This window comes from Thiohalobacter thiocyanaticus, from assembly GCF_002356355.1.
GTDB lineage: Bacteria > Pseudomonadota > Gammaproteobacteria > Thiohalobacterales > Thiohalobacteraceae > Thiohalobacter > Thiohalobacter thiocyanaticus_A.
Window position 1 is genome coordinate 2,048,732 of the sequence record NZ_AP018052.1, and the last position, 23,130, is coordinate 2,071,861.

A 23,130-nucleotide genomic window follows, 5' to 3' on the forward strand; every position below is an offset into this window, starting at 1 on the left:
CTCCACCTCCATGCTGACAGAACGCGCGCAGCCGTCGCCGGTTGCGCGCGTTCCGTGTTTCTGAATCCATGCCCCGTTTCTATATCAGCGCCGCACACAAGTCCTCGGGCAAAACCACCCTGTCCCTGGGCCTCGCGGCGGCGCTGGCGCAGCAGGGCTTGAAGGTCCAGACCTTCAAGAAGGGACCGGACTACATCGACCCCATGTGGCTGCATGAGGCGAGCGGTCGCCCCTGCTACAACCTCGATTTCAACACCATGCAGCCGGACGAGATCCAGGCGCTGGTGGCTGCTCATCTACAGGGTGCGGACATCGGCCTGATCGAGGGCAACAAGGGTCTGTTCGACGGCATGGCGCTGGACCTGAGCAACAGCAATGCCGCGCTGGCGCGCCTGCTGGAAACCCCGGTCGTGCTGGTGATCGACGTCCAGGGCATGACCCGCGGCATCGCCCCCCTGCTGCTGGGCTACCAGCAGTTCGATCCGCAGTTGCGCATCGGCGGCGTGATCCTGAACAAGGTGGCCGGCAGTCGCCACGAAACCAAGCTCCGCGAGACCGTTGAGCACTACACCGACATCCCGGTGATCGGTGCCGTGCACCGCAACCCGGCCCTGCGCATCGATGAGCGTCACCTGGGCCTGGTACCGAGCAACGAGGCCTCCGGCGCCCGCGTCCTGATCGACGGCATTGCCGCCCGGATCCGGGACGAAGTCGACCTGTCCCTGCTGCGTGGGATTGCGGCCGCAGCACCCGCACTGCCGCCCGCCTCGATCCAACCGGCGGCTGCACCGTCCCGGATAAAGGTTCGCATCGGCATTGCCCGCGACGCCGCCTTCGGCTTCTACTACCCCGATGACCTGGAGGCACTGGAAGCGGCCGGCGCCACCCTGGTCCCGATCGATACCCTCAGCGATACCGCACTGCCGGCCATCGACGGTCTGTTCATCGGCGGCGGCTTTCCGGAGACCTGCATGGACCGGCTCGCGGCCAACACGGAACTGCGTCATGCCATCCATGCCGCCATCGAGGCGGGACTGCCCGCCTATGCCGAGTGCGGCGGCCTGATGTACCTGACCCGCAGCCTGCACTGGAACGAGCGGCGGGCGGAAATGGTCGGCATCATCCCGGCCGACACCGTCATGCATCCCCGCCCACAGGGCCGCGGCTACATCGTGCTGGAAGAGGAACACCCTGCACATCCCTGGCAGGGCACCCCCCCCACCGGGGCTGTCGCCGCCCACGAATTCCACTATTCAAGGCTGGAAAATTTCAACACCGACAGCGCGACCTTCGCCTACCGGGTGCTGCGCGGCAGCGGCATCGACGGCCGGCACGACGGCTATGTCTACAAGAACCTGCTGGCTTGCTATGCCCACCTGAGGGACACCAGTCAGTATCACTGGACCGCACGGTTCGTCGACTTTGTCCGTCGCTGCAAAAACCCCACGTAACACAGGTGATGGCGACGCCGCCCCGGCAGCTGTCATAAAATAGCCTGTGAAATTCACGCTTTAATCATTACGAGGTGTCATCCATGATCACCATTACCCCCGCCGCCGCCAAACAGATCAGAGAATCGGCCAAGCAGTCGCGCATGGAGGGCATGGCCCTGCGCATCGCCGCCGACCGCCAGTCCGACGGCAGCATCCACTACGGCATGGGTTTCGATGACCTGAATCGGGATGACGACACCCGCTATACCGCGGAAGGCATCGAACTGGTCATCGCCCCCACCAGCCGCGCCCTGCTGGACGGCACCGTGGTGGACTTCGTCGAGATAGAACCCGGCCAGTTCGAATTCATTTTCATGAACCCCAATGATGCCAATTACAAGCCGCCGGAAGACGCCGGCTGAGGCTTCCCGGCGCCCATTGCGGAACCGGCGCGGAGGGTTCCCGGCGGATGTCTGCCGGCGGTGAAGGTGGTATAGTGGGTGATTCAAGTCCGTTGTTTTCGCCCCGTCTTCCAGCACCATGGCATTGATTTTAGAGGCAGTACGTCACTGAGGTCGGATGAGCCAGGAATCCCTCGAACAGACCGAAACCCGGCGCCAGCGGGAGCCGCACGCGGAGACCTCCGGCGGCGGCATTTCACTGCGCAACCGGGTACTCAACCCCCTGCTCATGCCCATGCTCGGGCTGGGGCTGACCTTCCTGCTCTCGCTCGCTCATCTGTGGCTGGCCGAACCCGGCAGCGGCTTTTACATCCTCCAGACACTTCTGGCCGTGCTGGGTCTGGTGCTCGTGATCACAGGCATCATCCTGATCCGGCATGAACTCCTGCAGCCACTGCAGGAAATCCGCTCCTGGGCGACAATGATGCTGAATAACCAGCTCTCCAGCCGGATCCCGGTCCCGACCCAGGGTCTGTTCACGGATCTGATGCACGACATCAACCAACTCAGCGATCGTTTCCAGAGCCTGGAACTGGACATGGAAACCCAGGTTCGCAAGCAGACCCGCCACATCAAGCAGAAGACCCGATCGCTGGAGATCCTCTACGACGTCGCGGCCAGCATCAACAGTTCCCGCGATCTGGATGACCTGCTGACCCGCTTCCTGCACACCCTCAAGGAGGTGGTACAGGCCCGTGCCGCGACGGTGAGACTGCAGGGCAAGGACAACCAGATGCGTCTGGTCGCCAGTCTGGGACTGAGCGAGGACATCGTGCGCAAGGAACAGTACCTGCCCTCCGATCGCTGCCTGTGCGGCCAGGCCGCCACCGAGGGGTCGGTGCAGATGCATACCAGCCTGCGCACCTGCAACCGACTGGTCGGCAGCGATTTCTTCGACAATCAGGAAATCGAGATGATTGCCGTGCCGCTGCAGTACCGTGGTCGCACCCTGGGGGTGTACAACCTGTTCGTGGACAAGAGCAACAAGCTGGACAACGGCGTGGATCGCGAGTTGCTGGTCAGCATCGGCCGTCATCTCGGCATGGCGATCGAGAAGGCCGGCGTTGACGAGGAAGCCAACCGCCTGTCCATCATCGAGGAGCGCACCCGCATCGCCCACGAACTGCATGACTCGCTGGCACAGACCCTGGCCAGCCTGCGCTTCCAGGTCCGGGTTCTGGACGAAACCCTGCACCAGGGTGATGAATCCGCCCTGTGGGCCGAACTGGAGCGCATCGAGAACAGCCTGGATGAGGCCTACACCGAATTGCGCGGACTGATCGACCATTTCAGCGCGCCCATCGACCGCCGCGGTCTCATACCGGCGGTGGAGAAGGTTATCCAGCGTTTCCGCAATGAATCCGATATTCAGATCTTCCTGCAGCAGGAATGGGGCAATCGCGAACTGCCCGACGACATGGAAATCCAGGTGCTGCGCATCATTCAGGAGGCGCTGGCCAACGTGCGCAAGCACAGCCAGGCACACGTGGTGCGCGTACTGATGCGCGGCGATGCGGTCGGCAACTATACCGTGCTGATCGAAGACGACGGGGTCGGCATGGCCAGACCCAACAAAAGCGGCGGCCCGGGCGAACATGTGGGCCTGTCCATCATGGAGGAGCGCGCCCAGCGGCTCGGTGGACGCATCCGTATCGAATCCGAGCAGGGCGAAGGCACGCGCATCCAGGTAATGTTCAAGGCACCGCCCTCGACCCAGGTCAATCTGCAGGAAGTCAACATCCCGGTGGAAAATATCTCCCGATGAGTCTGCGCGTCATACTGATTGATGATCACACCCTGTTCCGGGTCGGCCTGCAGGGCCTGCTCTCCCACCGCGGCATCGAGATCGTTGCCGCAGTGGGCGACGGCAAGGAAGGCATCCGGCTGGCCGAGGAACTCAAGCCGGATGTCGTGCTGCTGGACATGCGCATGCCTGACATGGATGGACTCGGGGTTCTGCGGCAACTGCGCCAGAGCGGACTGAAAATGCCCATCGTCATGCTCACGACCAGCAGCAACGAACAGGATCTGGTCGAATCCCTGCGCAATGGTGCCCAGGGTTATCTGATCAAGGATATCGAACCTGACGACCTGGTCGTCGCCCTGCGCGAGATCGTTGCCGGCAAGACCGTGGTCGCCCCCGACCTGGCGCCGGTGCTGGCCAAGGTGGTCCAGGGTGAGAGCATCAGCACCCATGACGCCAGCACCAGCCCCTTCGATGAGCTCACACCGCGCGAGAGCGAGATCCTCGGCCTGCTCGCGGAGGGCCAGAGTAACAAGGCGATCGCCCGCAACCTCGGCATCTCCGACGGCACCGTGAAGCTGCATGTCAAGGCGATCCTGCGCAAGCTGGGCGTCCACTCCCGGGTCGAGGCCGCCGTGATCGCAGTCGAACAGGGCCTACGCTCCACCCGCGAGGATCTCGGCGGGCGCGAGGCCGAGTAAGCGCATAAGATTCCAAGCGGAGCACGCAATGAAGAAATACACCGATCTCATCGAGCAAGCCACCTCTCAGATCCAGGAAGTCTTTCCCTGGGACATGGAGGAACTGGAGCAGCACAAGGACAACATTCTGACGATCGACACCCGCGAGCCCCATGAATACGAAGCCATGCGCATCGAGGGTTCGCTCAACGTACCGCGCGGAATCCTGGAAACCGCCTGTGAATGGGGCTTCGACGAAACCGTCCCCGAACTGGTGGAGGCGCGCCACCGCCCGGTGGTCGTGGTGTGCCGCTCGGGCAACCGCAGCGCGCTGGCGGCCGTGACCATGCAGCAGCTCGGCTACGAGGATGTCTACTCCCTCAAGACCGGTCTGCGCGGCTGGAACGACTACGAACTGCCGCTGGTCGACAGCCAGGGCAACCGGGTCGACCCGGATGATGCCGAAGAGTACTTCACGCCCCATCTCAAACCCGAGCAGCTGCCGCCGGAGCAGCGCTGAAGCCGCAGCCCGACTGGCACCACCCGCACCACAGCCGCCTGGATTGCAGTATGAACTACAGCAGTAGCGATGATGCCCGATGGCTGCAGAAACATAGCGACGCCTCCCTGCGCCGCCTGCTGCCGCGCATCGAGGAACGCTACCGGGCCCGCACCGACCCTGCCGAATGGGCCGCCTACGTTGATCGACTGAAGACCTACTTCCCCAGACTGTTCAAGCGCCTGCACGGGCTGTATGGCCAGCACTACGACTTCTTCTATCACTTGGAGAGCATCCTGGCCTCGGCTACTGAGATGTGGCTCGAACGCCCCGCCGAGCTCAAGGCACTGGACGCCATGCGCGAACTGGATCCGCACTGGTACCAGTCCAACCGCATGGTCGGCGCCATGTGCTACGTGGATCTGTTCGCCGGCGATCTCGAGCGGTTGCGGGGTCGCATTCCCTATCTCACTGAACTCGGCATCAGCTACCTCCATCTGATGCCAGTATTCAAAGTGCCGCAGGGCGACAACGACGGCGGCTATGCCGTGAGCAGCTACCGCGGGATCGAGCCCCGCCTGGGCGAGATGGAGGACCTGCGCGAACTGGCGACCGAACTGCGCCATCACGGCATTTCGCTGGTGCTGGATTTCGTCTACAACCACACCTCGGATGAGCACGAGTGGGCCCAGCAGGCACTGCGCGGCGACGAGGAATATCAGGATTATTACCGCATGTTTCCCGACCGAAGCATGCCGGACGCCTTCGAACGCAGCATGGGCGAGATCTTTCCCGAGGACCATCCGGGCGCCTTCACTTACCGCAACCGGATCAAGCGGTGGGTCTGGACCACCTTCAACACCTTTCAGTGGGATCTCAACTACGAGAACCCGGTGGTATTCAACCGCATGCTGGAGGAGATGCTGTTCCTCGCCAACCAGGGCGTCGAGATACTGCGCCTGGACGCAGTGGCCTTCCTGTGGAAGCGTCTGGGCACGGACTGCCAGAACCTTCCCGAGGCGCACTGGATCATTCAGGCCTTCAACGCGCTGGTCAGCATCGCCGCCCCGGCGATGGTATTCAAATCCGAGGCCATCGTTCATCCCGACGAGGTCAGCAAGTACATCAGCCCCGAGGAATGTCCACTCTCCTACAACCCACAGCTGATGGCCCTGCTGTGGGACGCGCTTGCGACCCGCGACGTCAGGCTGCTGCACTATGCGATGGAACGCCGCTTCGCCATCCCCGAGGGCTGCGCCTGGGTCAACTATGTACGCTGCCATGACGACATCGGCTGGGCCTTCTGCGACCGGGACGTAGCAGCGGTGGGCTTCGATCCGCGTGCACACCGGGATTTTCTCACCCGTTTCTATACCAACCGCTTTGAAGGCAGCTTCGCCCGTGGCGCTCCCTTCCAGGAAAATCCCGCCACCGGCGACGCCCGCGTCTCGGGCACCTGCGCCTCGCTGTGCGGACTGGAAAAAGCGCTCGAGGAAGACGACGCAAACGAACAGGATCTGGCTGTACGACGCATCCTGCTGTTGCACGGAGTGATCATCACCATCGGTGGCATCCCGCTGATCTACCTGGGCGATGAGATCGGCATGCTCAACGATTACAGCTACGACGAGGATCCGGGCAAGGTGGGTGACTCACGCTGGCTGCACCGCTCCACCTTCGACTGGGAGCGGGCAGAACAACGCCGCAACACCTCCACCACCGTCGGTCGTATCTACCAGGGGATCCTGCGTCTGATTCAGCTGCGCCAGCAGAATGATGCCTTCCGTCGTACCGAAACCGAGATCGTCAACACCGGCAACCGGCACGTATTCGGCTTTTTCCGCAATCATGAACAGCACAGCCTGTTCGTGCTGGCCAACTTCAGCGAGCGCGAGCAGCGGCTGGAGGCGCGCTACCTGCGCATGATGGGCATGCGCAAGTCGATGGTGGACCTGTTCGCCGGTCGCACCATCATTGCCGCCCAGGAACTGGTGCTGGAGCCCTACCAGCTGATGGTCCTGTCGCGGCTGCATTGAAGGAGGCCGGGCAGCCGCCCGCAAAAGCAGACAACGCCATGAACGACAAGACCAACAAGCACCGTATCGTCATCGTAGGCGGCGGCGCCGGCGGACTGGAACTGGCCACCCGGCTGGGCAGGAAACTCGGCCGCCGCGGACGCGCCGACATCACCCTGGTGGACGCCAGTCGCACGCATATCTGGAAGCCCCTGCTGCATGAGGTCGCGGCCGGCACCTTCGACTCCTACGAGAATCAGCTGGAATATCTGGCCCAGGGGGCCAAGAACGGCTTTCACTTCCGGCTCGGCCGGATGGAGGGTCTGGACCGGGAAAAAAAGGAAATTCAGGTCGCCCCGACCTACAGCAGCGACGGAGAAGAGATCATCCCGCAGCGCACCTTCGGCTACGACACCCTGGTGATCGCCGTGGGCAGCGTGAGCAACGATTTCGGCATTCCCGGCGTCAAGCAGCACTGCCTGTTCCTGGATACCAAGACCCAGGCCGAGCAGTTCCAGACCCGACTGCTGGAATCCTATATCCATGCCCATGCCCAGAACCGGCCGCTGGAACTCAGTCAGCTCGACGTGGTGATCGCCGGCGGCGGCGCCACCGGCATCGAGCTGGCCGCGCAGCTGCACAAGGTATCACGGCTGTTCCGGGCCTACGGGCTGGAGACCATCACCCCGAACGCGATCCAGATCAGCATCGTGGAGGCGGCCGAGCGCATCCTGCCCGGCCTGCCCGAACGCCTGTCCCAGGCCACGCACGCCGAACTGAACCGGCTGGGTATCGATGTCATCACCGGTCAGCGGGTCACCGAGGTAACCGATCAGGGCGTGCGGACCGACAGTGATCAGTTCATCCCGGCAGCGATCAGGGTATGGGCCGCAGGCATCAAGGCGCCGGATTTCCTGCAGGACATTGCCGGACTGGAAACCAACCGCGGCAACCAGCTGGTGGTCCGCCCCACTCTGCAGACCACGCGTGATGACGCCATTTTCGCCCTCGGCGACTGCGCCGCCTGTCCCTGGCCGGAAAAGGACAGCCTGGTGCCGCCACGCGCGCAGGCCGCACACCAGCAGGCCTCGCACCTGTACCGGGTACTGCAGCAGCGCCTCAACGGCGAGCCGCTGTCGGAATATCACTATCGGGATTACGGCTCGCTGGTCTCGCTCGGCCGCTACAGTACGGTGGGCAATCTGATGGGGAACCTGACCGGTTCCGTGATGGTGGAAGGCTTTATCGCGCGGATGGTGTACCTGTCACTGTACAAGCTGCACCAGCTGGCGCTGTTCGGGTTCTACCGCACCACCATGCTGAGCATCTCGCACCTGTTCCGCGCGAGCGTGCATCCGGAGATCAAGCTGCACTAGTGCTGGGCACTGAGCCGCCGGCGTGCCGCAGCCGCCAGCCCGACCAGGCCGGAACCGAACAGCAGCAGTGCGCCCGGCACCGGAACGGCTGCCGGCGGGACCAGTCCGTCGGTCTCCATGGTCAGGAAGCCCAGCCCGCCCCGGGTCTCGGGGAAATAGCGCCCGAACAGGCCCACCTGCAGGTCCGCGCTCTCCAGACCGAGCAACAGGCTGGTGTAGTCGACGGCCAGCGCGAAACGGATCGCCAGCGACTCGTGCACGGCCTCCGTACCCGCGTTGATACCGCTTACCGTGGCCGGGCCGCTGATACCGAAGTCATAGGCGGGATCACGTTTCGCCGGATGCAGGGTACCGGGCCTGGCCAGCCCCTCCATCAGGTCCACCCGGCCCACGCTGCCGCTCTCGATGGCATTCAGGCCGGAGAAATAGCCATCACCGAAGAAATAGATATGCGGCAGCACCACCGAGGCCTCCGGGCCGATGTTGGCAAAGGTGAAAGTCACCTCGTCGGCTGCGCTCTGGCTGACATCGATACGGAACTGGGACTCGCCGATGGCACAGCCTACATCCACGTTGGGTCGGGTGGCAACGCAGACCGGATCGAGGGAGACGGCCTGCAGCAGACCGGGAAGCAGCAGCAGCAGACTGAGAAAACCGGTTTTGAAACGGGACATGGAACTACCTGTCGTTGGCATATGAGTCATCCAGCGATGTAATGCAATCACCAGGCCAGGTTTCTAACTTCCTAATATCGTATATATTTCCCTGAACCCTGGCTCAGCCGCTTTGAAAAATGTAACTAATTTCGACAAGGCGATTTCCGGGAAAATATCATCTCTATAATTTATTTTAATATCATTAAGATAAATTAATTAAAAAATCATAATTTTAGACTACAGCATTTTATATGAGGTTTTTTTGTAAGATATTGCTTACATATTCGGATAATTTTACATACATGGATGCGGCTCAACGCATCGCTGCGGGCAGGGTGGACCGGCAGGTGGGCGCGGAGTGATGACAACGGCCGTCCGGTCCCGTCTGGCCACGGGACCGGACGTGCCCTGAAGCAGGATCAGTCGTAGTGCTTGTGGTAACTGCGGCGGGTACCCGCGCGCTGCACGATCACACCGGAGATTTGGTGCAGGCCATCGATCTCAAGGGTGTCGTAACTGGAACGCATGGGCTTGAGGTAATAGCGGTCGTCCTGGACCAGCAACTGGCGGAAGATCAGGTCGTCCCCCTGCAGCCTGGCCAGCACGAAGCAGCCGTTCTGTACCACGCCGGAGGGATCGATGATGATGATGCAACCCTTGGCGAACTCGGGTTCCATACTGTCGTCGAGTACCTGCAGTGCAAACAGTTCCGCCTCGCCGCAGGAACCGGAATCGATCTGTATGTCGAGGGATTCGCTCATCGCTCACCTCCTGCCTGTACGGCATTGCTTGCAGTGGACCTCAACTGCGCCCGGCCTGGCCGTGCGAGCTGAAGACGGTGCCGGGAGTATGCTCCTCGGCCTGATACCACTCGAGTTTCTCATGCAGCTTGACCACCTCGCCGACGATGGTCAGGGTCGGCGCCCGTACCTCGGCCTGACGCACGATCTCGGGCAGGGTGCGGACCGTGCCGATGAGCACGCGCTGGTTGGGCGTGGTGCCCTGCTCCACCAGCGCAGCCGGCATGTCCGGTGACATGCCGTGCTCGACCAGCCGCTGGCTGATCACGGAAATGCCGGTCAGTCCCATGTAGAAGACCACGGTCTGGCGCGGCTGCACCAGGGCCGGCCAGTTCAGATCCAGATCCCCGGCCTTGAGATGCCCGGTCACGAAGGTCACCGACTGGGCGTAATCGCGATGCGTCAGCGGAATCCCGGAATAGCTGGCACAACCGGCGGCAGCGGTGATTCCGGGCACCACCTGAAACGGCACGCCCTCCTGGGCCAGGGTCTCGATCTCCTCGCCGCCGCGGCCGAAAATGAAGGGGTCTCCGCCCTTGAGCCGCAGTACCCGCTTGCCCTGCCTGGCATGCTCGACCAGCAGCTGATTGATGCCTTCCTGCGGTACGGCGTGGTTGTCCTTCTCCTTGCCGACATAGTAGCGCTCGGCATCGCGGCGGGTCATGTCCAGGATCGGCCCGGCCACCAGCCGGTCGTAGATGACCACATCGGCCTGCTGCATCAGCCGTACTGCGCGGAAGGTCAGCAGGTCGGGGTCGCCCGGCCCGGCGCCGACCAGGTAGACCTCGCCCATCTCGCGGCCGGCCGACTTGCCGGCCAGGGCATCCTCGAGCGCCTGGCGGGCCTCGTCGTCGCGTCCGGCGAACACCATTTCGGCGATCGGTCCCTGCAGTACCTCCTCCCAGAAATGGCGGCGTTTGCCCTCGTCCGGGATCGCAGACCGCGCCCTGTCACGATAGGCCTCGGCCATGGCCGCCAGCCGACCGTAGGTGGAGGGAATCAGGGTCTCCAGGCGGGCGCGCAGCTGGCGCGCCAGCACCGGGGAGGCACCGCCCGTGGACACGCTCACCAGTACCGGCGTCCGGTCCATGATGGAGGGAACGATGAAGCTGCACAGTTCGGCATTGTCGACCACATTGACCGGGATGCCGCGGGCCTGACACAACCCGGAGATGTGCGCATTGACGGCACTGTCATCGGTCGCGGCAATGACCAGGTGTTTGCCGTCGATGTCCGAGTCCTCGAACAGCCCCTGCCGCCACTGGATCGCCCCGCCGTCGGCCTGGCGCTGCAGTTCCGCTGTCAGGGCCGGGGCAACCAGGTGCACCTGCCCCTGCGCCCGCTGCAGCAGGGCCACCTTGCGCTGGGCCACTCCGCCCCCGCCGACCACCAGACAGGGTTTGTCGGCCAGGGTCAGGTAAATCGGTAAATAGTCCATCGATGCTGATCCAACGTGGGAGACAAGGCCGCGTTCAGGCACGCAACGCGGCGGGCAAAGCCGGGTTGCGCGCGCAGCCCGGACCGGGCGCAACTATAATTGTTTAGATACTGTTTTACAAGAGATTTCCAGAAAGACAGGAAGGGTTTTCAGCGCTGCGGGGGATCGCGTACTCAGGGGAAGCGCTTGCGGAAGCTGCCCATCAGGCTGTAGCCGTTGTCCTCGCCGGCCAGACCGAAGCCGGAACGGTCGATCAGGCGGATGCCCAGGCCGTAGCTGTCGAAGTTGCCCTCGGCGGCAATGCTGAGATCCGGATAGCCGTGTTCGAAGCCCACCCCCTGGCGATAGCTCTGCCCCATCTGCAGGGACAGGGACAGGCGCTCACTCACCGGCGCCTTCCAGCCCGCCTGATAGTAGAAACTGCGATCGCCGTCCATGCTCTGCGGCTCATCCAGATACCAGACCTGGCCACTGAACCCCTGGTAGCGGAAGCCGAGAAAGGCGTCATGATAATCGTGTCGGGACAGGCCCAGCGGTTCTACCGCGCGCTCCCGGCCGTGGGCCATGCCGGCATCCAGCGCCAGACCGTTGTCCAGGGTGTGGGACAGCTGCAGGCCCTGCGGGGCGGTATGAGCGGTGGCGCCGGCTGCGGCGTTGGCACGGTTGTAGCCGGCGAGCGGGTCACGCGCCAGGGCGGAGTCAGCCGTGGAAAAGGCCCAGCCTTCGTAACCCGACGCGGCATCCGCGGCCAGCGCCGGAAAGGCACAGGCCTGAGCACCCAGGAAGGTGCCCAGGGCCAGGGTCCGGAAGAACTGGTTGCCGTTGGCTGGCATGGCGGTCGTACGTGGCTGTGAGGCTCGATCAAATAGAATAATTTGACGCTAACATAGCACAGCGCGTTCCACCGATACAGGGTTCACACTTCCCGCCGGCGGCCAGGTCAGAGACCCTTTGAGACTGTACTGACTAAGCAACTGAATTGTCTCACAGGACGGCGCCGGCCACGGGGCGGGCCGGTGACCGGCTGGACTCAGTCCGTACCGGTATCGTCGCCCAGGCTGCGGGCGGCGATTTCGTAGAGATCCCGCGATACTCCGCCGGCGTCGCGCATCTTCTCCAACTCGGTCCGCATCCCGGCCTGGCGTGTCGGATTGTAGCGACGCCAGTCGGTGAAGGCCGCGGCCAGACGCGAGGCCACCTGGGGGTTGCGGCCATCGAGGGTACGGATCTGCTCACCGATGAAGCGGTAACCTGCACCTGAGGCCTGGTGGAACCCCACCGGATTGCCCTGGGCGAAGGCCCGCAGCAGCGCATAGACCTTGTTGGGATTGGTCAGGCTGAAGGCCGGATGGCCGGTCAGGGCCTGGACCCGCTCCAGGGTATCCGCACGGTCGGCGGTCGCCTGCAGGCTGAGCCACTTGTCCACTACCAGGGTGTCCTGCTGCCAGCGGCTGTAGAAATCCTCCAGAACCGCCTCTCGCTGCGGGCAGTCACTGTTGACCAGCGCCTGCAGCGCGGCCAGCGAGTCGGTCATGTTGCCGGCCTGCTCGTACTGGCGCAGGGCCAGCTGGTAGGCGGAGTCGTCCTCGCAGGCGATGAGATAGCTCAGGCACAGGTTGCGCAGTCGGCGCCGGCCGGCCGAGGCGGCATCCGGGCTGTAGGCGCCGGTCTCGGTCAGCTGCTCATAGCAGGCCTCCAGGTCCGGGCGCAGCGCCCGGGACAGGGTCAGGCGCAGGGCCTGGCGGGCGGTATGCAGCTGTTCCGGTTCGATCGGATCGACGAATTCGGCCAGATAGCCCTCGGCCGGCAGGGTCAGGGCCAGGGCACGCAGGGCCGGATCCAGGGCCGTGTCGGCCAGGGTCCGCCGGGCCGCCTCGATCAGGGGCCGGGCGGTGTCGGCATCCAGGGCCTGCGGTGGATGTGTCAGCAGCAGGCGCCGGGCCAGGGTCTGGCCGGCCTCCCAGCGGCAGAAGGGATCCCGCTCATGGGCCGAGAGCAATGCCAGTTCCGCATCGGTGTAGTCCAGCGCCAGCTTGACCGGCGCGGAGAAACCGCGCAGCAGCACCGGCACCGGCTCGGCCGGAATGTCCTGGAAGACGAAGGTCTCCTCCTCCCGGCACAACTCCAGTACCCGCGATTCGCCGCCGGCTGCAGCCTCGCCGTACAGCCGCAGCGGCAGCGCCCTGCCCTCGCGGTCGCACAGCCCCATGGCCACCGGGATGTGGAAGGGCTGCTTGTCCGACTGTCCCGGCGTGGGCGGGCAGTGCTGGCGCAGGGTCAGGGCACAGGTACGGGCCTGCGGGTCGTAGTGACGCTCCAACTCGAGTTCGGGTGTGCCGGCCTGGTCGTACCAGCGCCGGAACTGCTGCAGGCTGACACCGGTGGCCGCCTCCATGGCATTGACGAAGTCATCCGTGGTCACGGCCTGACCATCATGGCGTTCAAAGTACAGATCGCAGCCGCGGCGAAAACCCTCGGTGCCAAGCAGGGTGTGCAGCATCCGCACCACCTCGGCGCCCTTGTTGTAGACGGTCACGGTATAGAAGTTGTCGATGGCAACATAGTGATCCGGCTTGACCGGGTGTGCCATGGGGCCGGCATCCTCGCGGAACTGGTGGGTGCGCAGAATGTTGACGTCGCCGATACGCTGCACGCCGCGCGAGTTCATGTCGGATGAGAACTCCTGGTCGCGGAACACGGTGAAGCCTTCCTTGAGGCTCAGCTGGAACCAGTCCCGGCAGGTCACCCGGTTGCCTGACCAGTTGTGGAAATACTCATGGCCGATGACACTCTCGATATTCTGATAATCGGCATCGGTCGCCGTATCCGGGCGCGCCAGCACATAACGCGAATTGAAGACATTGAGGCCCTTGTTCTCCATTGCGCCCATGTTGAAATCATCGACGGCAACGATCATGTAACGATCAAGATCATATTCCCGGCCGTAGACCTCCTCGTCCCAGCGCATGGCGTGCTTGAGCGAGGCCATGGCATGATCGCACTTGTCCAGATTGTGCTTCTGCACATAGATATAGAGATCGACCTCGCGCCCGGAACGGGTCACGAAACGGTCCCGGATCCAGCCCAGGTCGCCGGCCACCAGGGCGAACAGGTAACAGGGCTTGGGGAAGGGATCCTGCCAGGTGACATAGTGACGGCCGTCCTCCAGCTCGCCGCTGGCGATCGGGTTGCCGTTGGACAGCAGCACCGGAGTGGCGACCTTGTCCGCGCGCAGGGTGGTGGTGAAGCGCGCCATCACATCCGGCCGGTCCGGATAGAAGGTGATACGGCGAAAGCCTTCGGCCTCGCACTGGGTGCAGAAGTTGCCGCTGGAGGTATAGAGCCCGGAGAGTTCGGTGTTGGCGCTCGGGTTGATGCGGGTCTCGATCTCCAGCACTCCGGTCTCGGGCAGCCCCCGGACCTCGAGACCAGCTTCATCCAGGCGATAGCGGTCTGCCGTCAGCGGCTCGCCGTCCAGGGCAATGCCCAGCAGTTCCAGCGCCTCGCCGTCGAGGTGCAGGGGCGTGTCCGGCCCGGTCTCCGGCGCCCGGCGAAACTGCAGCCGGGAACGCACCCGGGTCGCCTGCGGGTCCAGGTCGAACTCCAGTTCCACCGCCTCGATCTGCCAGGCCGGTGGCTGATAGTCCTTGAGATAGACAGTGGCGGGCTTCGGGGTGCTGGCTTTGCGGTCCATGGCGGGCGATTCCGGGTTGCTGTGTCACAGGACCCTTTATTCTGCCCGAATCGACGGGCTGTGGCATCCCATCCCGCCGGATCACGATGGCGACGGAACACACGGAATGCACGGACACATTGAAATCTTATGGCATCGTAGGTCGGGTTAGCGCAGCGTAACCCGACACTCACGGCGGAAACGTCGGGTTACGCCCTGTCGGGCTAACCCGACCTACGATGCTCATACAATGATAAGCCTGTCCGTGCTTTCCGTGTTTTCCGTGGCCATAAAAAAACCCTCCCTTTACAGGGAGGGTAAAGCTACACCCCTCGAAGAAAACGGTGTAAGCAGGTTTACGGCGATTACCGTAAATTCTTTAGTGTTGTTGGTATGACCAACAGATTCAGCCGTCGATGCAGCCCTGCGGCTCGGGCAGGCCGGCGATGCGCGAGCCCTGGCGCGAGGGTCCCTTGGGAAACAGCTTGTAGAGATAGTCCGCGCCGGCCTTTTCCGGACCGACCTCCTCGCGCATATGCCGCATCAGGATCTTGACCATCGGGCTGATGCCGTATTCGAAATAGAACCCGCGCAGGAAATTGAGGATCTCCCAGTGCTCCGCGGTCAGTTCGATGCCCTCCTTCTGGGCCATGTGGGCCGCAACCCGCTCATTCCAGCGGTGCAGATCGACCAGGTTGCCCGTGGGGGTGACCTCGTGGCGTTCGCCGTCGAAGTTGAAACTGCCCACGAAGTGGCCGGCCGCCCTGGACTGCTTGACCCTGGGATTGTCGGCGGCCCGGTTGGCGGCATAGGTACGCCGCTCCAGTTCAGCATCCAGATGCGGCATCGGCACGCCGGCGAGTTTGGAACCCTGCACCAGCACGTCGCCGGGAAACAGCGAATCCAGGCGTTCATCACGGGCCAACTCCGCGTGGCCCTCGCGCAGCAGGGCGCGCTTGAGCAGCTTGCGGACCGGCGAAACGTTGTATTCCCCATAATAGGCGCGCATCAGGTTGATCACGTCCCAGTGATCCTGGCTCAGGCTCACCCCCATGGCAGCGCCCATGGCTGCAGCGACCTCCGGAGTCCAGTCATCGAGGTTGTGCAGCCGTCCGTCCGGCATGAGCGGGACGGTCCTGCCGCCGACCTCCATCACGGCACCAGTGGAAAACTGGACGACATTCGAGGCTTGTGGCATGTCAGCACCTTTATCAATCTCTGTGTTGCAGGTTCAGCCTGGCTTGGCGTTGTCAGGCGGGAACATGGGCCGGTCGACTGCCGCGGCAACCATCCCCCTCATATCCGCTTTAGCGGTCCCCGACAGACGATCTTGAATCCTGCGATGGCAATTCAGGTTAAAATTCATTATGTTAGATATTTCTAATATTGTGGCGGCGCGCCGGCGTCTGGCCGTTGCCGGCACCAGCGGCTATCCTGACGGGCACCAGCAGACAGCCGCATCCCCATGAGAAAGGAAATTGCAATACACTGCGATCAGCGCATCCAGACGCTCCTGCTCGAGGCCCTGGAGAACTATGTCGATGTCGCTTTCCCGCCCCACAGTTCCGACTGTGCCCAGGTCGCACGCAGCGCGCTGCAGGATGCAATCGCCGGCCTGCGCACGGAGTTCGCCAGCCAGGGCCAGGCCAGCTACAACAAGCGACTGCGCGCCATGTTCCGGAAAGGCATCAAGCTGCATTATCAGTTGCAGGAGGCCGACAGCGGACGCTCGCATGCCGCCGAACGGGAATTATCGCTGGCCGTGGTCGGCGGTGAACCTGCCGGCGCCGCAGAGTTGGAACGCGCTCGCAGTCAGGACGCCGGACCGACGGCTTGAGGCGCAGTGCTGTCGGGGGGATAATTCCGCCGCTGCGGCGTGGCAACGGGATTGCCCCGCCGGGGCGCATCTACGCTAACGACAGCCATTGACGGCATCTGCCTGCATCAGCCGATCGCAATTCAGACCCTGTAACCAACCGCATCGACCTATGACCACAACGCCCCTGTTCAGTCGCGAGCCCGGCGCCCACGAGCGTCACCTGCGCCGGCGCTATGAAAACCCCCTCTTCCCTCCCGAGCGCCGCCGGATCGGCGACCGGGACGTGCTGGCTGCCCGTCTACGTGATCAGCAGCACCTCGAAGCCTTTCTGGAACGTTTTCACCAGGTGGTGCAGCGAGCAGTGAATCTCGACGCCAATGTCCAGAGCGACGTTATTCTGGAACTCAAGGAGGAACTGGATCGCTGCTACGAGGAGGCTGCCGGACTGGCGGGGGACCAGGCCCGCATCAAGGAGGCCATCGTAAAGCTGGTCGGCACCATCATGCGGGCCGTGCGACAGGGGGCGGAACACGACGCCGTGGCGCTGCGCAAGCTTGACGAAGAGGATCAGGCCCGCAGCCTGCACTACGAACTGCTGGAGGAGCCGCTGGTCGCCGACCTGCTCAATCCCGAAGACGTCATCCCTGAGGGCGATCTCATACCTGCATTGCTTGGCTGTGAACCCGCCGTGCTGGAGAAGGTGCTGACCCTGTTCAGCCCCGAGCAGATGACGGTGATGATCCGGGATGCGCGCAGCCTGCTGGAAAACACAACGTTGGAAGCCGGCGTCCTGGCGCTGGCCACGACCAACCTGGTGCGGATGGAAGCCGCGGCCACCGAACAGGCCGGCACCCATACCGTCAATTAGGAAGCGGCCGATCGCCGGTGTATAATTACCGGTCTGGCTGAGGCTGGCCGAAATAACAAACCGCACAAGGAACGAAGCCATGGGAATTCTGCGTCGTCGAAGCGTGGACGACCGGCGCTCCGGGCGTGACCGGCGCTGGACCGACGCTGCCGTCTGCAAGGGACTGAATCAGGACGTCTACCGCTTCCCCGACTGGTCGGAACAACTCATCCAGTTCCTCACCCGCTACCTGTTCTTCAGCCTCGGCATCCTGTTTTTCAATTTCACCCAGAACATCGAACCGGTCTGGCTCAGCCGCCTCGAACTCAATATCGCCTTCGGCGTATACTTCATCATCAACACCCTGAATTTCCTGCACGCCAGCCGTCACCCCATCTGTCCGGCCCGCTATCACTTCGCCATGTGGGTGGACATCGCCATCACCGCCATCTCGGTACTGAACGACCCCTACGCCATCCCGCCCTCCCTGCTGGTATTCATCATGGTGGTGCTCGGCAATGGCATGCGCTACGGCATGCGCCTGTTCGGCGAGGCGGTAATCGGATGCTTCGGCGCCGTGATGCTGGTATTCACCCTGCGTTACTCCAACATGGGCGAGCTGTTCACGCCGGGCATGCTGTTCCTGAACCTGTTCGGCGGCATCATCCTTGTCTACGCCTACATCCTGATGGGACGTATCGAGCAGTCGCGCCGCCAACTCGAACACAACAGCCGCATTGACCCCCTCACCGGTCTCATGAACCGGGGCGCACTTATGGAGCTTTCCGACGGACTATTCCAGAAGCTTGGCGGCGGCCCGCACCGCGCCGTGGTCATGTTCGCCGACATGGACAAATTCAAACAGGTCAACGATACCTATGGTCACGGTACCGGCGACGAGGTCCTGCGCAGGGTTGCCGAAATCATGCGCGGTTCGCTGCGAGGTACCGATCTCGCCGCCCGCATCGGCGGTGACGAGTTCGTGCTGGTACTCACCGACATCACCCTGGACGAAGCTGAGTTGGTCGCCACCCGCATCCAGGAACAGATCGCGCAGTATGCCTGTGACCATCGACTGCCCTGCAGCGTGACCATTGCCCTCGGCGAAGCCCCGACGCATGGCCGCAGCCTCGATGCGATTCTCGACCACGTCGACCGCGCCCTGTACAAATGCAAGCGCACCCGCAACTGCACCGGCATCATGCGCGCCGACCTGGTGCAACCGGAGCAGGTGCCGGCGTGAGTTGTACGCTCGGGCTGCTGCGTCACGCCAAGTCCGACTGGGAAACGGGACGTGCGGATATGGACCGGCCGTTGAACCAGCGCGGCAGCAGGGACGCACCCCGCATCGGCCGCTGGCTGCGCAGCCGGGGTTCATGGCGGCCGCAGTTGATCCTGAGTTCAACCGCAGTACGGGCGCGGCAGACCATCGCGGCCGTGATCGAACAGGCGGGGCTGGAGGATGTTGAACTGCGCTGGGAAGATGGCCTCTATCTGGCCAGCCGCAGGGCGTTGCTTGAGCAGGTGCGCGCCCTGCCCCCAGCCTGCAACAGCGTGCTGCTGGTCGGTCATAATCCAGGGCTGGAAGAACTACTGGAGGATCTGAGCCGGACGCCGGTGCCAATCACAGACAGCGGCAAGGTATTCACCACCGCCAATCTGGCGCTGCTGCAACTGGACAGTGAATGGAAGAATGCCGATCGCGGCAGCGCTGAACTGCTGGAACTGGTGCGGCCGCGGGATCTGGAGTGATTCGGGTTGATTATCCGGCTGCTGCGTTATACACACCCCCGGCACATCCTCATCCCCCAGGCCGGATCACCTCCACCCCCCCCATGTAGGATCGCAGCGCCTCCGGCACAGTGACGCTGCCGTCGGCCTGCTGATGGTTCTCCAGGATCGCCACCAGGGTGCGGCCCACCGCCAGGCCGGAGCCGTTGAGGGTATGCAGCAACTCCGGCTTGCCGGTATCCGGGTTGCGCCAGCGGGCCTGCATGCGCCGCGCCTGGAAGTCCTCGAAGTTGCTGCAGGAGGAGATCTCGCGGTACTTCGCCTGTCCCGGCAGCCACACCTCGATGTCGTAGGTCTTGGCGGCGGAGAAGCCGATATCGCCGGTGCACAGGGTCACCACACGGTAGGGCAGTTCCAGCCGCTGCAGGATCACTTCGGCGTGGCCGGTCAGCGCCTCGAGCGCCTCGTAGGACTGCCCCGGCGGCACCATCTGCACCAGCTCCACCTTCTCGAACTGATGCTGGCGGATCATGCCCCGGGTGTCGCGGCCATAGGAGCCGGCCTCGCTGCGGAAACAGGGCGTGTGGCAGGTAAAGCGCAGCGGCAGCTGCTCCGCGATCTCGCCGCGCAGGATATTGGTCACCGGCACCTCGGCGGTGGGGATGAGATAGAACCGCGGATCGCTGGTGGTGGCGAACAGGTCCTCCTCGAACTTGGGCAGCTGGCCGGTGCCGCGCAGGCTGTCGGCGTTGACCAGGTAGGGCACATAGACCTCCTGGTAGCCGTGCTCGCGGGTGTGCACGTCCAGCATGAACTGGATCAGGGCGCGGTGCAGCCGGGCCATGTCGCCGCGCATGAGGGTGAAGCGCGCCCCGGCGATCTTGACCGCAGTGTCGAAGTCCAGACCGTTGCCGCCGGTGCCGACGTCGACATGGTCGCGCGGCTCGAAATCGAACTGCCGCGGCTCGCCCCAACGGCGCACTTCGATGTTGTCGTCTTCGCTGTCACCATCCGGCACTGAATCATGCGGAAGGTTGGGAATGGCCATCAGGACTTCATTGAGCTCGCCCTGCAGGGTTTCGAGCCTGGCCTTGGCGGCATCGAGCTGCTCGCCCAGCCCGGCCACCTCGTCCAGCAGCGGCTGGATGTCCTCGCCCTGGGCCTTGGCCTTGCCGATGGCCTTGGAGCGGCGGTTGCGCTCGGCCTGCAGCTGTTCCGTATCCACCTGCAATGACTTGCGCTCCGCCTCCAGGGCGCGCAGCCGCTCGACATCCAGGGTGAAGCCGCGCCGCGCCAGTTGCTGCGCGGTCTGTTCCAGCTCGGTTCTCAATAACTTCGGATCCAGCATGGTTTGCCTTTGGTTGTATGATCTCAACGTAGGTCGGGTTAGCCCGCCAGGGCGTAACCCGACACCGTCCATCGCAACTGTCGGGTTACGCTATCGCTAACCCGACCTACGCCAGCGTTTGAGTTATTCGTGTACCGTGGCCGGCCAGGTCACGACATGACCCGGCGCGATCTGATCTTTCTGGTGTTCCAGTATCCGTTCGACCTTCTCCGGCGTGTCGAAGAACTCGATCACCAGCGGCAGGTCCAGCGCCAGGTCCACCAGCCGCGCCTCGTGCATCTGCCCCGAGGGACCGAAACCGCTGACGGCCCGGAACACGGTCACCCCGCGCACCTCTTCCTCGTCGTGCAGCCGCCGGACCAGGTGGCTGTGTCGTTCCTCAACATCCGTCATATAGATACGTACGAAGGTAACTTCGACCTGCTTCATAACTGCCTCCCGAGCGCCATGCCGAGACCCGCTGCCCCGATGCACAGCAGTACGCTCAGCATCACATTTGCCGCCGCCCGTCCCAGCTCGCCGGCCTGCATCAGGTTCAGGGTTTCCAGCGAAAAGGTGGAAAAGGTAGTGAAGGCCCCCAACAGCCCGACCAGCCAGAAGGCGCGCAGCGCTGGAGCAACCGCCAGCCGCTCGACCAGCAGGATGAACAGCAGCCCCATCAGCAGGCTGCCGAGCACATTGACCACCAGGGTGCCCCAGGGAAACTCCCGCCCCCACCAGTGATGGACACCGGTGGAAATTCCATAGCGCAGCACCGAACCCAGCGCGCCGCCCAGGGCGATGGCCAGCCACTGGATCATGAGGCGCGGAGTCCTGTCAGGGTCGGTGGTCGCATGGGCGGCTATGTTACACCAGGTAAGCGATTATTATAAAAGAGCGCCACGGAATACACGGAAAACACGGACAAATTCATTATTGCTGTCCTGGCATCCTGCATCGTCCAATAACGTCATTCCGGCGTATGCCGGAATGACGGGAGAACTGTCAGATATTGCCAACATCTTAATCATCTTTTCCGTGTTTTCCGTGTATTCCGTGGCGCTCTTCGCTCTTCAATCAGATTCATCCCGCGCCCGCCGGTCCAGTTCGCGCAGGTGGGCCAGCTTGTCGCGGATCTTCAACTCCAGCCCGCGCGGCACCGGATCATAGTAATGCGGCCGCGGCATACCTTCGGGGAAATAGTCCTCGCCGGCGGCATAGGCCTCGGGCTCGTCGTGGGCATAGCGGTATTCGCGCCCGTAGCCCAGTTCCTTCATCAGCTTGGTCGGCGCGTTGCGCAGGTGAATGGGCACCTCCAGCGAGCCGTATCTGCCGATCTCGCGGCGGGCGGCGTTGTAGGCCATGTAGACGGCGTTGCTCTTCGGTGCGCAGGCCAGGTACAGCACCGCCTGAGCCAGGGCCAGCTCGCCCTCGGGACTGCCCAGGCGTTCCTGCACGTCCCAGCAATTCAGGCACAACTCCAGGGCGCGCGGATCGGCGTTGCCGATGTCCTCCGAGGCCATGCGCACAATGCGCCGCGCCAGGTACAGCGGGTCGCAGCCGCCGTCGAGCATCCGCACCAACCAGTAGAGTGCGGCGTCCGGTGCCGAGCCGCGCACCGACTTGTGCAGCGCCGAGATCTGGTCATAGAAGGCCTCGCCGCCCTTGTCGAACTGGCGCAGCCCGCCCGAGGCCACCTCGTTGACCACGGCCTCGGGGATCACCATGGCGCCGTCCTGCTCGACGGCCAGGTCGGCGGCGATCTCCAGCAGGTTGAGCACCCGCCGGGCATCGCCGTCGGCGGCCCGGCACAGGCGGTCGCGCAGTTCCGGGGCGAGTTCGATCCGGCGTTCACCCAGGCCGCGTTCGGTGTCTTCCAGCGCCTCGTCCAGGATCCGGCGCAGGGTCTCCGGCTCCAGGCGCTTGAGCACATAGGTACGTGCGCGCGACAGCAGGGCGTTGTTCAATTCGAACGAAGGATTCTCGGTGGTCGCACCGACGAACAGCACGGTGCCGTCCTCGACATGCGGCAGGAAGGCATCCTGCTGCGACTTGTTGAAGCGGTGCACCTCGTCGACGAACAGGATGGTCGGGCGGTTGTAGGCCTCGCGCAGCTGGCGGGCATGCTCGACCGCCTGGCGGATGTCCTTCACCCCGGCCAGCACCGCCGACAGGGTCATGAACTCGGCCCCGGCGGTGCGCGCCAGCAGCCGCGCCAGGGTGGTCTTGCCGGTGCCGGGCGGACCCCAGAAGATCATCGAATGCAGACGCCCGGCCTCGATGGCCGCGCGCAGCGGCTTGCCCGGCCCGAGCAGATGCTCCTGGCCGATGAACTCGTCCAGCGTGCGCGGCCGCATGCGGTCGGCCAGGGGGCGGTAGGCGGTTTCGCTGTCCTGCATGTGGTGTTATCCCAGAATTCAAGAGCGCCACGGAATACACGGAAAACACGGACAATACTTGATTGATCGAGACGCTAATGCCCGAAAGATATCCCGCCATTCCGGCGTATGCCGGAATGACGGGAAAAGCTGACCACTGCCGCCGACCATCCTTAGGAACCTCTGATTAATTCACTCAGTCTCGTCATTGCGAGCCACGCGAAGCAATCTCGTACAGCAGAATCAATCGGTT

21 protein-coding genes are annotated in these 23,130 nt (G+C 63.5%); 11 read left to right on the forward strand and 10 right to left on the reverse strand.

Annotated elements, in window-relative coordinates:
• The first annotated feature begins 68 nt into the window (after nucleotides 1-68).
• From CFK21_RS09525 to CFK21_RS09555, 7 genes are all read left to right on the forward strand, one after another.
• Complete coding sequence (locus CFK21_RS09525) at nucleotides 69-1,451, forward strand: cobyrinate a,c-diamide synthase (RefSeq protein WP_096366438.1); 1,383 nt, start codon at nucleotides 69-71, stop codon at nucleotides 1,449-1,451.
• Nucleotides 1,452-1,534: 83 nt separating this feature from the next.
• On the forward strand, nucleotides 1,535-1,855 hold the full coding sequence (locus CFK21_RS09530) for a HesB/IscA family protein (protein ID WP_096366439.1): 321 nt from the start codon (nucleotides 1,535-1,537) through the stop codon (nucleotides 1,853-1,855).
• 157 nt (nucleotides 1,856-2,012) lie between these two features.
• Entirely contained in the window at nucleotides 2,013-3,659 is a 1,647-nt protein-coding gene (locus tag CFK21_RS09535) for a histidine kinase (RefSeq protein ID WP_096366440.1), read from the forward strand.
• Complete coding sequence (locus CFK21_RS09540; RefSeq protein WP_096366441.1) at nucleotides 3,656-4,339, forward strand: response regulator; 684 nt, start codon at nucleotides 3,656-3,658, stop codon at nucleotides 4,337-4,339. Before CFK21_RS09535 ends, CFK21_RS09540 begins: the two co-directional genes overlap by 4 nt.
• A gap of 28 nt (nucleotides 4,340-4,367) precedes the next feature.
• Nucleotides 4,368-4,838, forward strand: coding sequence for a rhodanese-like domain-containing protein (locus tag CFK21_RS09545; RefSeq protein ID WP_096366442.1), 471 nt, complete (start codon nucleotides 4,368-4,370; stop codon nucleotides 4,836-4,838).
• Nucleotides 4,839-4,888: 50 nt separating this feature from the next.
• A complete protein-coding gene (locus CFK21_RS09550; protein WP_096366443.1) occupies nucleotides 4,889-6,853 on the forward strand; it encodes an alpha-amylase family protein in 1,965 nt (654 codons plus the stop codon).
• Nucleotides 6,854-6,891: 38 nt separating this feature from the next.
• Nucleotides 6,892-8,208, forward strand: coding sequence for an NAD(P)/FAD-dependent oxidoreductase (locus tag CFK21_RS09555; protein WP_096366444.1), 1,317 nt, complete (start codon nucleotides 6,892-6,894; stop codon nucleotides 8,206-8,208).
• Here the strand turns inward: CFK21_RS09555 and CFK21_RS09560 are convergent.
• The 6 genes from CFK21_RS09560 to CFK21_RS15360 all read right to left on the reverse strand — a co-directional run bounded on the left by CFK21_RS09560 (nucleotide 8,205) and on the right by CFK21_RS15360 (nucleotide 15,973).
• Nucleotides 8,205-8,882: a hypothetical protein gene (locus CFK21_RS09560; protein WP_096366445.1), complete on the reverse strand. Its 678-nt coding sequence runs from the start codon at nucleotides 8,880-8,882 to the stop codon at nucleotides 8,205-8,207. The two genes, CFK21_RS09555 and CFK21_RS09560, sit on opposite strands and share 4 nt — an antisense overlap.
• 401 nt (nucleotides 8,883-9,283) lie before the next feature.
• Nucleotides 9,284-9,625, reverse strand: coding sequence for a S24 family peptidase (locus tag CFK21_RS09565; RefSeq protein ID WP_096366446.1), 342 nt, complete (start codon nucleotides 9,623-9,625; stop codon nucleotides 9,284-9,286).
• A gap of 40 nt (nucleotides 9,626-9,665) precedes the next feature.
• Nucleotides 9,666-11,102 (reverse strand): siroheme synthase CysG, encoded by a 1,437-nt coding sequence (gene cysG / locus CFK21_RS09570; protein ID WP_096366447.1) that lies wholly within the window; start codon nucleotides 11,100-11,102, stop codon nucleotides 9,666-9,668.
• 173 nt (nucleotides 11,103-11,275) lie between these two features.
• A complete protein-coding gene (locus CFK21_RS09575) occupies nucleotides 11,276-11,935 on the reverse strand; it encodes a hypothetical protein (RefSeq protein ID WP_096366448.1) in 660 nt (219 codons plus the stop codon).
• A gap of 197 nt (nucleotides 11,936-12,132) precedes the next feature.
• Entirely contained in the window at nucleotides 12,133-14,796 is a 2,664-nt protein-coding gene (gene pepN, locus CFK21_RS09580) for an aminopeptidase N (RefSeq protein WP_096366449.1), read from the reverse strand.
• A 385-nt stretch (nucleotides 14,797-15,181) separates the two neighbouring features.
• On the reverse strand, nucleotides 15,182-15,973 hold the full coding sequence (locus CFK21_RS15360; protein ID WP_172844285.1) for a TusE/DsrC/DsvC family sulfur relay protein: 792 nt from the start codon (nucleotides 15,971-15,973) through the stop codon (nucleotides 15,182-15,184).
• 267 nt (nucleotides 15,974-16,240) lie between these two features.
• On the opposite strand from CFK21_RS15360, the gene CFK21_RS09590 reads away from it, so the two are divergent.
• From CFK21_RS09590 to CFK21_RS09605, 4 genes are all read left to right on the forward strand, one after another.
• Nucleotides 16,241-16,612 (forward strand): hypothetical protein, encoded by a 372-nt coding sequence (locus CFK21_RS09590; RefSeq protein ID WP_096366450.1) that lies wholly within the window; start codon nucleotides 16,241-16,243, stop codon nucleotides 16,610-16,612.
• Nucleotides 16,613-16,763: 151 nt separating this feature from the next.
• Complete coding sequence (locus tag CFK21_RS09595; RefSeq protein WP_096366451.1) at nucleotides 16,764-17,462, forward strand: hypothetical protein; 699 nt, start codon at nucleotides 16,764-16,766, stop codon at nucleotides 17,460-17,462.
• Between the two features lie 79 nt (nucleotides 17,463-17,541).
• Nucleotides 17,542-18,684: a GGDEF domain-containing protein gene (locus CFK21_RS09600; protein WP_096366452.1), complete on the forward strand. Its 1,143-nt coding sequence runs from the start codon at nucleotides 17,542-17,544 to the stop codon at nucleotides 18,682-18,684.
• Entirely contained in the window at nucleotides 18,681-19,193 is a 513-nt protein-coding gene (locus tag CFK21_RS09605; RefSeq protein ID WP_157745593.1) for a SixA phosphatase family protein, read from the forward strand. The genes CFK21_RS09600 and CFK21_RS09605 overlap by 4 nt, the downstream gene beginning before the upstream one ends.
• A 49-nt stretch (nucleotides 19,194-19,242) precedes the next feature.
• Here CFK21_RS09605 and serS read toward each other — a convergent pair whose 3' ends face one another.
• From serS to CFK21_RS09625, 4 genes are all read right to left on the reverse strand, one after another.
• Nucleotides 19,243-20,520 carry a serine--tRNA ligase gene (serS, locus tag CFK21_RS09610; RefSeq protein WP_096366454.1) on the reverse strand — a complete coding sequence of 426 codons (1,278 nt, stop codon included), beginning with the start codon at nucleotides 20,518-20,520 and terminating at the stop codon, nucleotides 19,243-19,245.
• 123 nt (nucleotides 20,521-20,643) lie between these two features.
• Complete coding sequence (locus CFK21_RS09615; protein WP_096366455.1) at nucleotides 20,644-20,949, reverse strand: DUF190 domain-containing protein; 306 nt, start codon at nucleotides 20,947-20,949, stop codon at nucleotides 20,644-20,646.
• The gene (crcB, locus tag CFK21_RS09620; RefSeq protein WP_096366456.1) at nucleotides 20,946-21,320 is read right to left on the reverse strand and encodes a fluoride efflux transporter CrcB; all 375 of its coding nucleotides are present in this window, start codon (nucleotides 21,318-21,320) and stop codon (nucleotides 20,946-20,948) included. Before crcB ends, CFK21_RS09615 begins: the two co-directional genes overlap by 4 nt.
• Before the next feature lie 252 nt (nucleotides 21,321-21,572).
• Nucleotides 21,573-22,898: a replication-associated recombination protein A gene (locus tag CFK21_RS09625; protein ID WP_096366457.1), complete on the reverse strand. Its 1,326-nt coding sequence runs from the start codon at nucleotides 22,896-22,898 to the stop codon at nucleotides 21,573-21,575.
• Between the last annotated feature and the right edge of the window lie 232 nt (nucleotides 22,899-23,130).

Excerpts from the sequence above, each read along its gene's own strand:
- cysG (WP_096366447.1), bottom strand. The coding sequence starts at position 11,102 with ATGGACTATTTACCGATTTACCTGACCCTGGCCGACAAACCCTGTCTG.
- CFK21_RS09615 (WP_096366455.1), bottom strand. The coding sequence starts at position 20,949 with ATGAAGCAGGTCGAAGTTACCTTCGTACGTATCTATATGACGGATGTT.
- CFK21_RS09525 (WP_096366438.1), top strand. The coding sequence starts at position 69 with ATGCCCCGTTTCTATATCAGCGCCGCACACAAGTCCTCGGGCAAAACC.
- serS (WP_096366454.1), bottom strand. The coding sequence starts at position 20,520 with ATGCTGGATCCGAAGTTATTGAGAACCGAGCTGGAACAGACCGCGCAG.
- CFK21_RS09560 (WP_096366445.1), bottom strand. The coding sequence starts at position 8,882 with ATGTCCCGTTTCAAAACCGGTTTTCTCAGTCTGCTGCTGCTGCTTCCC.
- pepN (WP_096366449.1), bottom strand. The coding sequence starts at position 14,796 with ATGGACCGCAAAGCCAGCACCCCGAAGCCCGCCACTGTCTATCTCAAG.
- CFK21_RS15360 (WP_172844285.1), bottom strand. The coding sequence starts at position 15,973 with ATGCCACAAGCCTCGAATGTCGTCCAGTTTTCCACTGGTGCCGTGATG.
- CFK21_RS09545 (WP_096366442.1), top strand. The coding sequence starts at position 4,368 with ATGAAGAAATACACCGATCTCATCGAGCAAGCCACCTCTCAGATCCAG.
- CFK21_RS09535 (WP_096366440.1), top strand. The coding sequence starts at position 2,013 with ATGAGCCAGGAATCCCTCGAACAGACCGAAACCCGGCGCCAGCGGGAG.
- CFK21_RS09530 (WP_096366439.1), top strand. The coding sequence starts at position 1,535 with ATGATCACCATTACCCCCGCCGCCGCCAAACAGATCAGAGAATCGGCC.
- CFK21_RS09550 (WP_096366443.1), top strand. The coding sequence starts at position 4,889 with ATGAACTACAGCAGTAGCGATGATGCCCGATGGCTGCAGAAACATAGC.
- crcB (WP_096366456.1), bottom strand. The coding sequence starts at position 21,320 with ATGATCCAGTGGCTGGCCATCGCCCTGGGCGGCGCGCTGGGTTCGGTG.
- CFK21_RS09625 (WP_096366457.1), bottom strand. The coding sequence starts at position 22,898 with ATGCAGGACAGCGAAACCGCCTACCGCCCCCTGGCCGACCGCATGCGG.
- CFK21_RS09540 (WP_096366441.1), top strand. The coding sequence starts at position 3,656 with ATGAGTCTGCGCGTCATACTGATTGATGATCACACCCTGTTCCGGGTC.
- CFK21_RS09565 (WP_096366446.1), bottom strand. The coding sequence starts at position 9,625 with ATGAGCGAATCCCTCGACATACAGATCGATTCCGGTTCCTGCGGCGAG.
- CFK21_RS09575 (WP_096366448.1), bottom strand. The coding sequence starts at position 11,935 with ATGCCAGCCAACGGCAACCAGTTCTTCCGGACCCTGGCCCTGGGCACC.
- CFK21_RS09555 (WP_096366444.1), top strand. The coding sequence starts at position 6,892 with ATGAACGACAAGACCAACAAGCACCGTATCGTCATCGTAGGCGGCGGC.
- CFK21_RS09595 (WP_096366451.1), top strand. The coding sequence starts at position 16,764 with ATGACCACAACGCCCCTGTTCAGTCGCGAGCCCGGCGCCCACGAGCGT.
- CFK21_RS09600 (WP_096366452.1), top strand. The coding sequence starts at position 17,542 with ATGGGAATTCTGCGTCGTCGAAGCGTGGACGACCGGCGCTCCGGGCGT.
- CFK21_RS09590 (WP_096366450.1), top strand. The coding sequence starts at position 16,241 with ATGAGAAAGGAAATTGCAATACACTGCGATCAGCGCATCCAGACGCTC.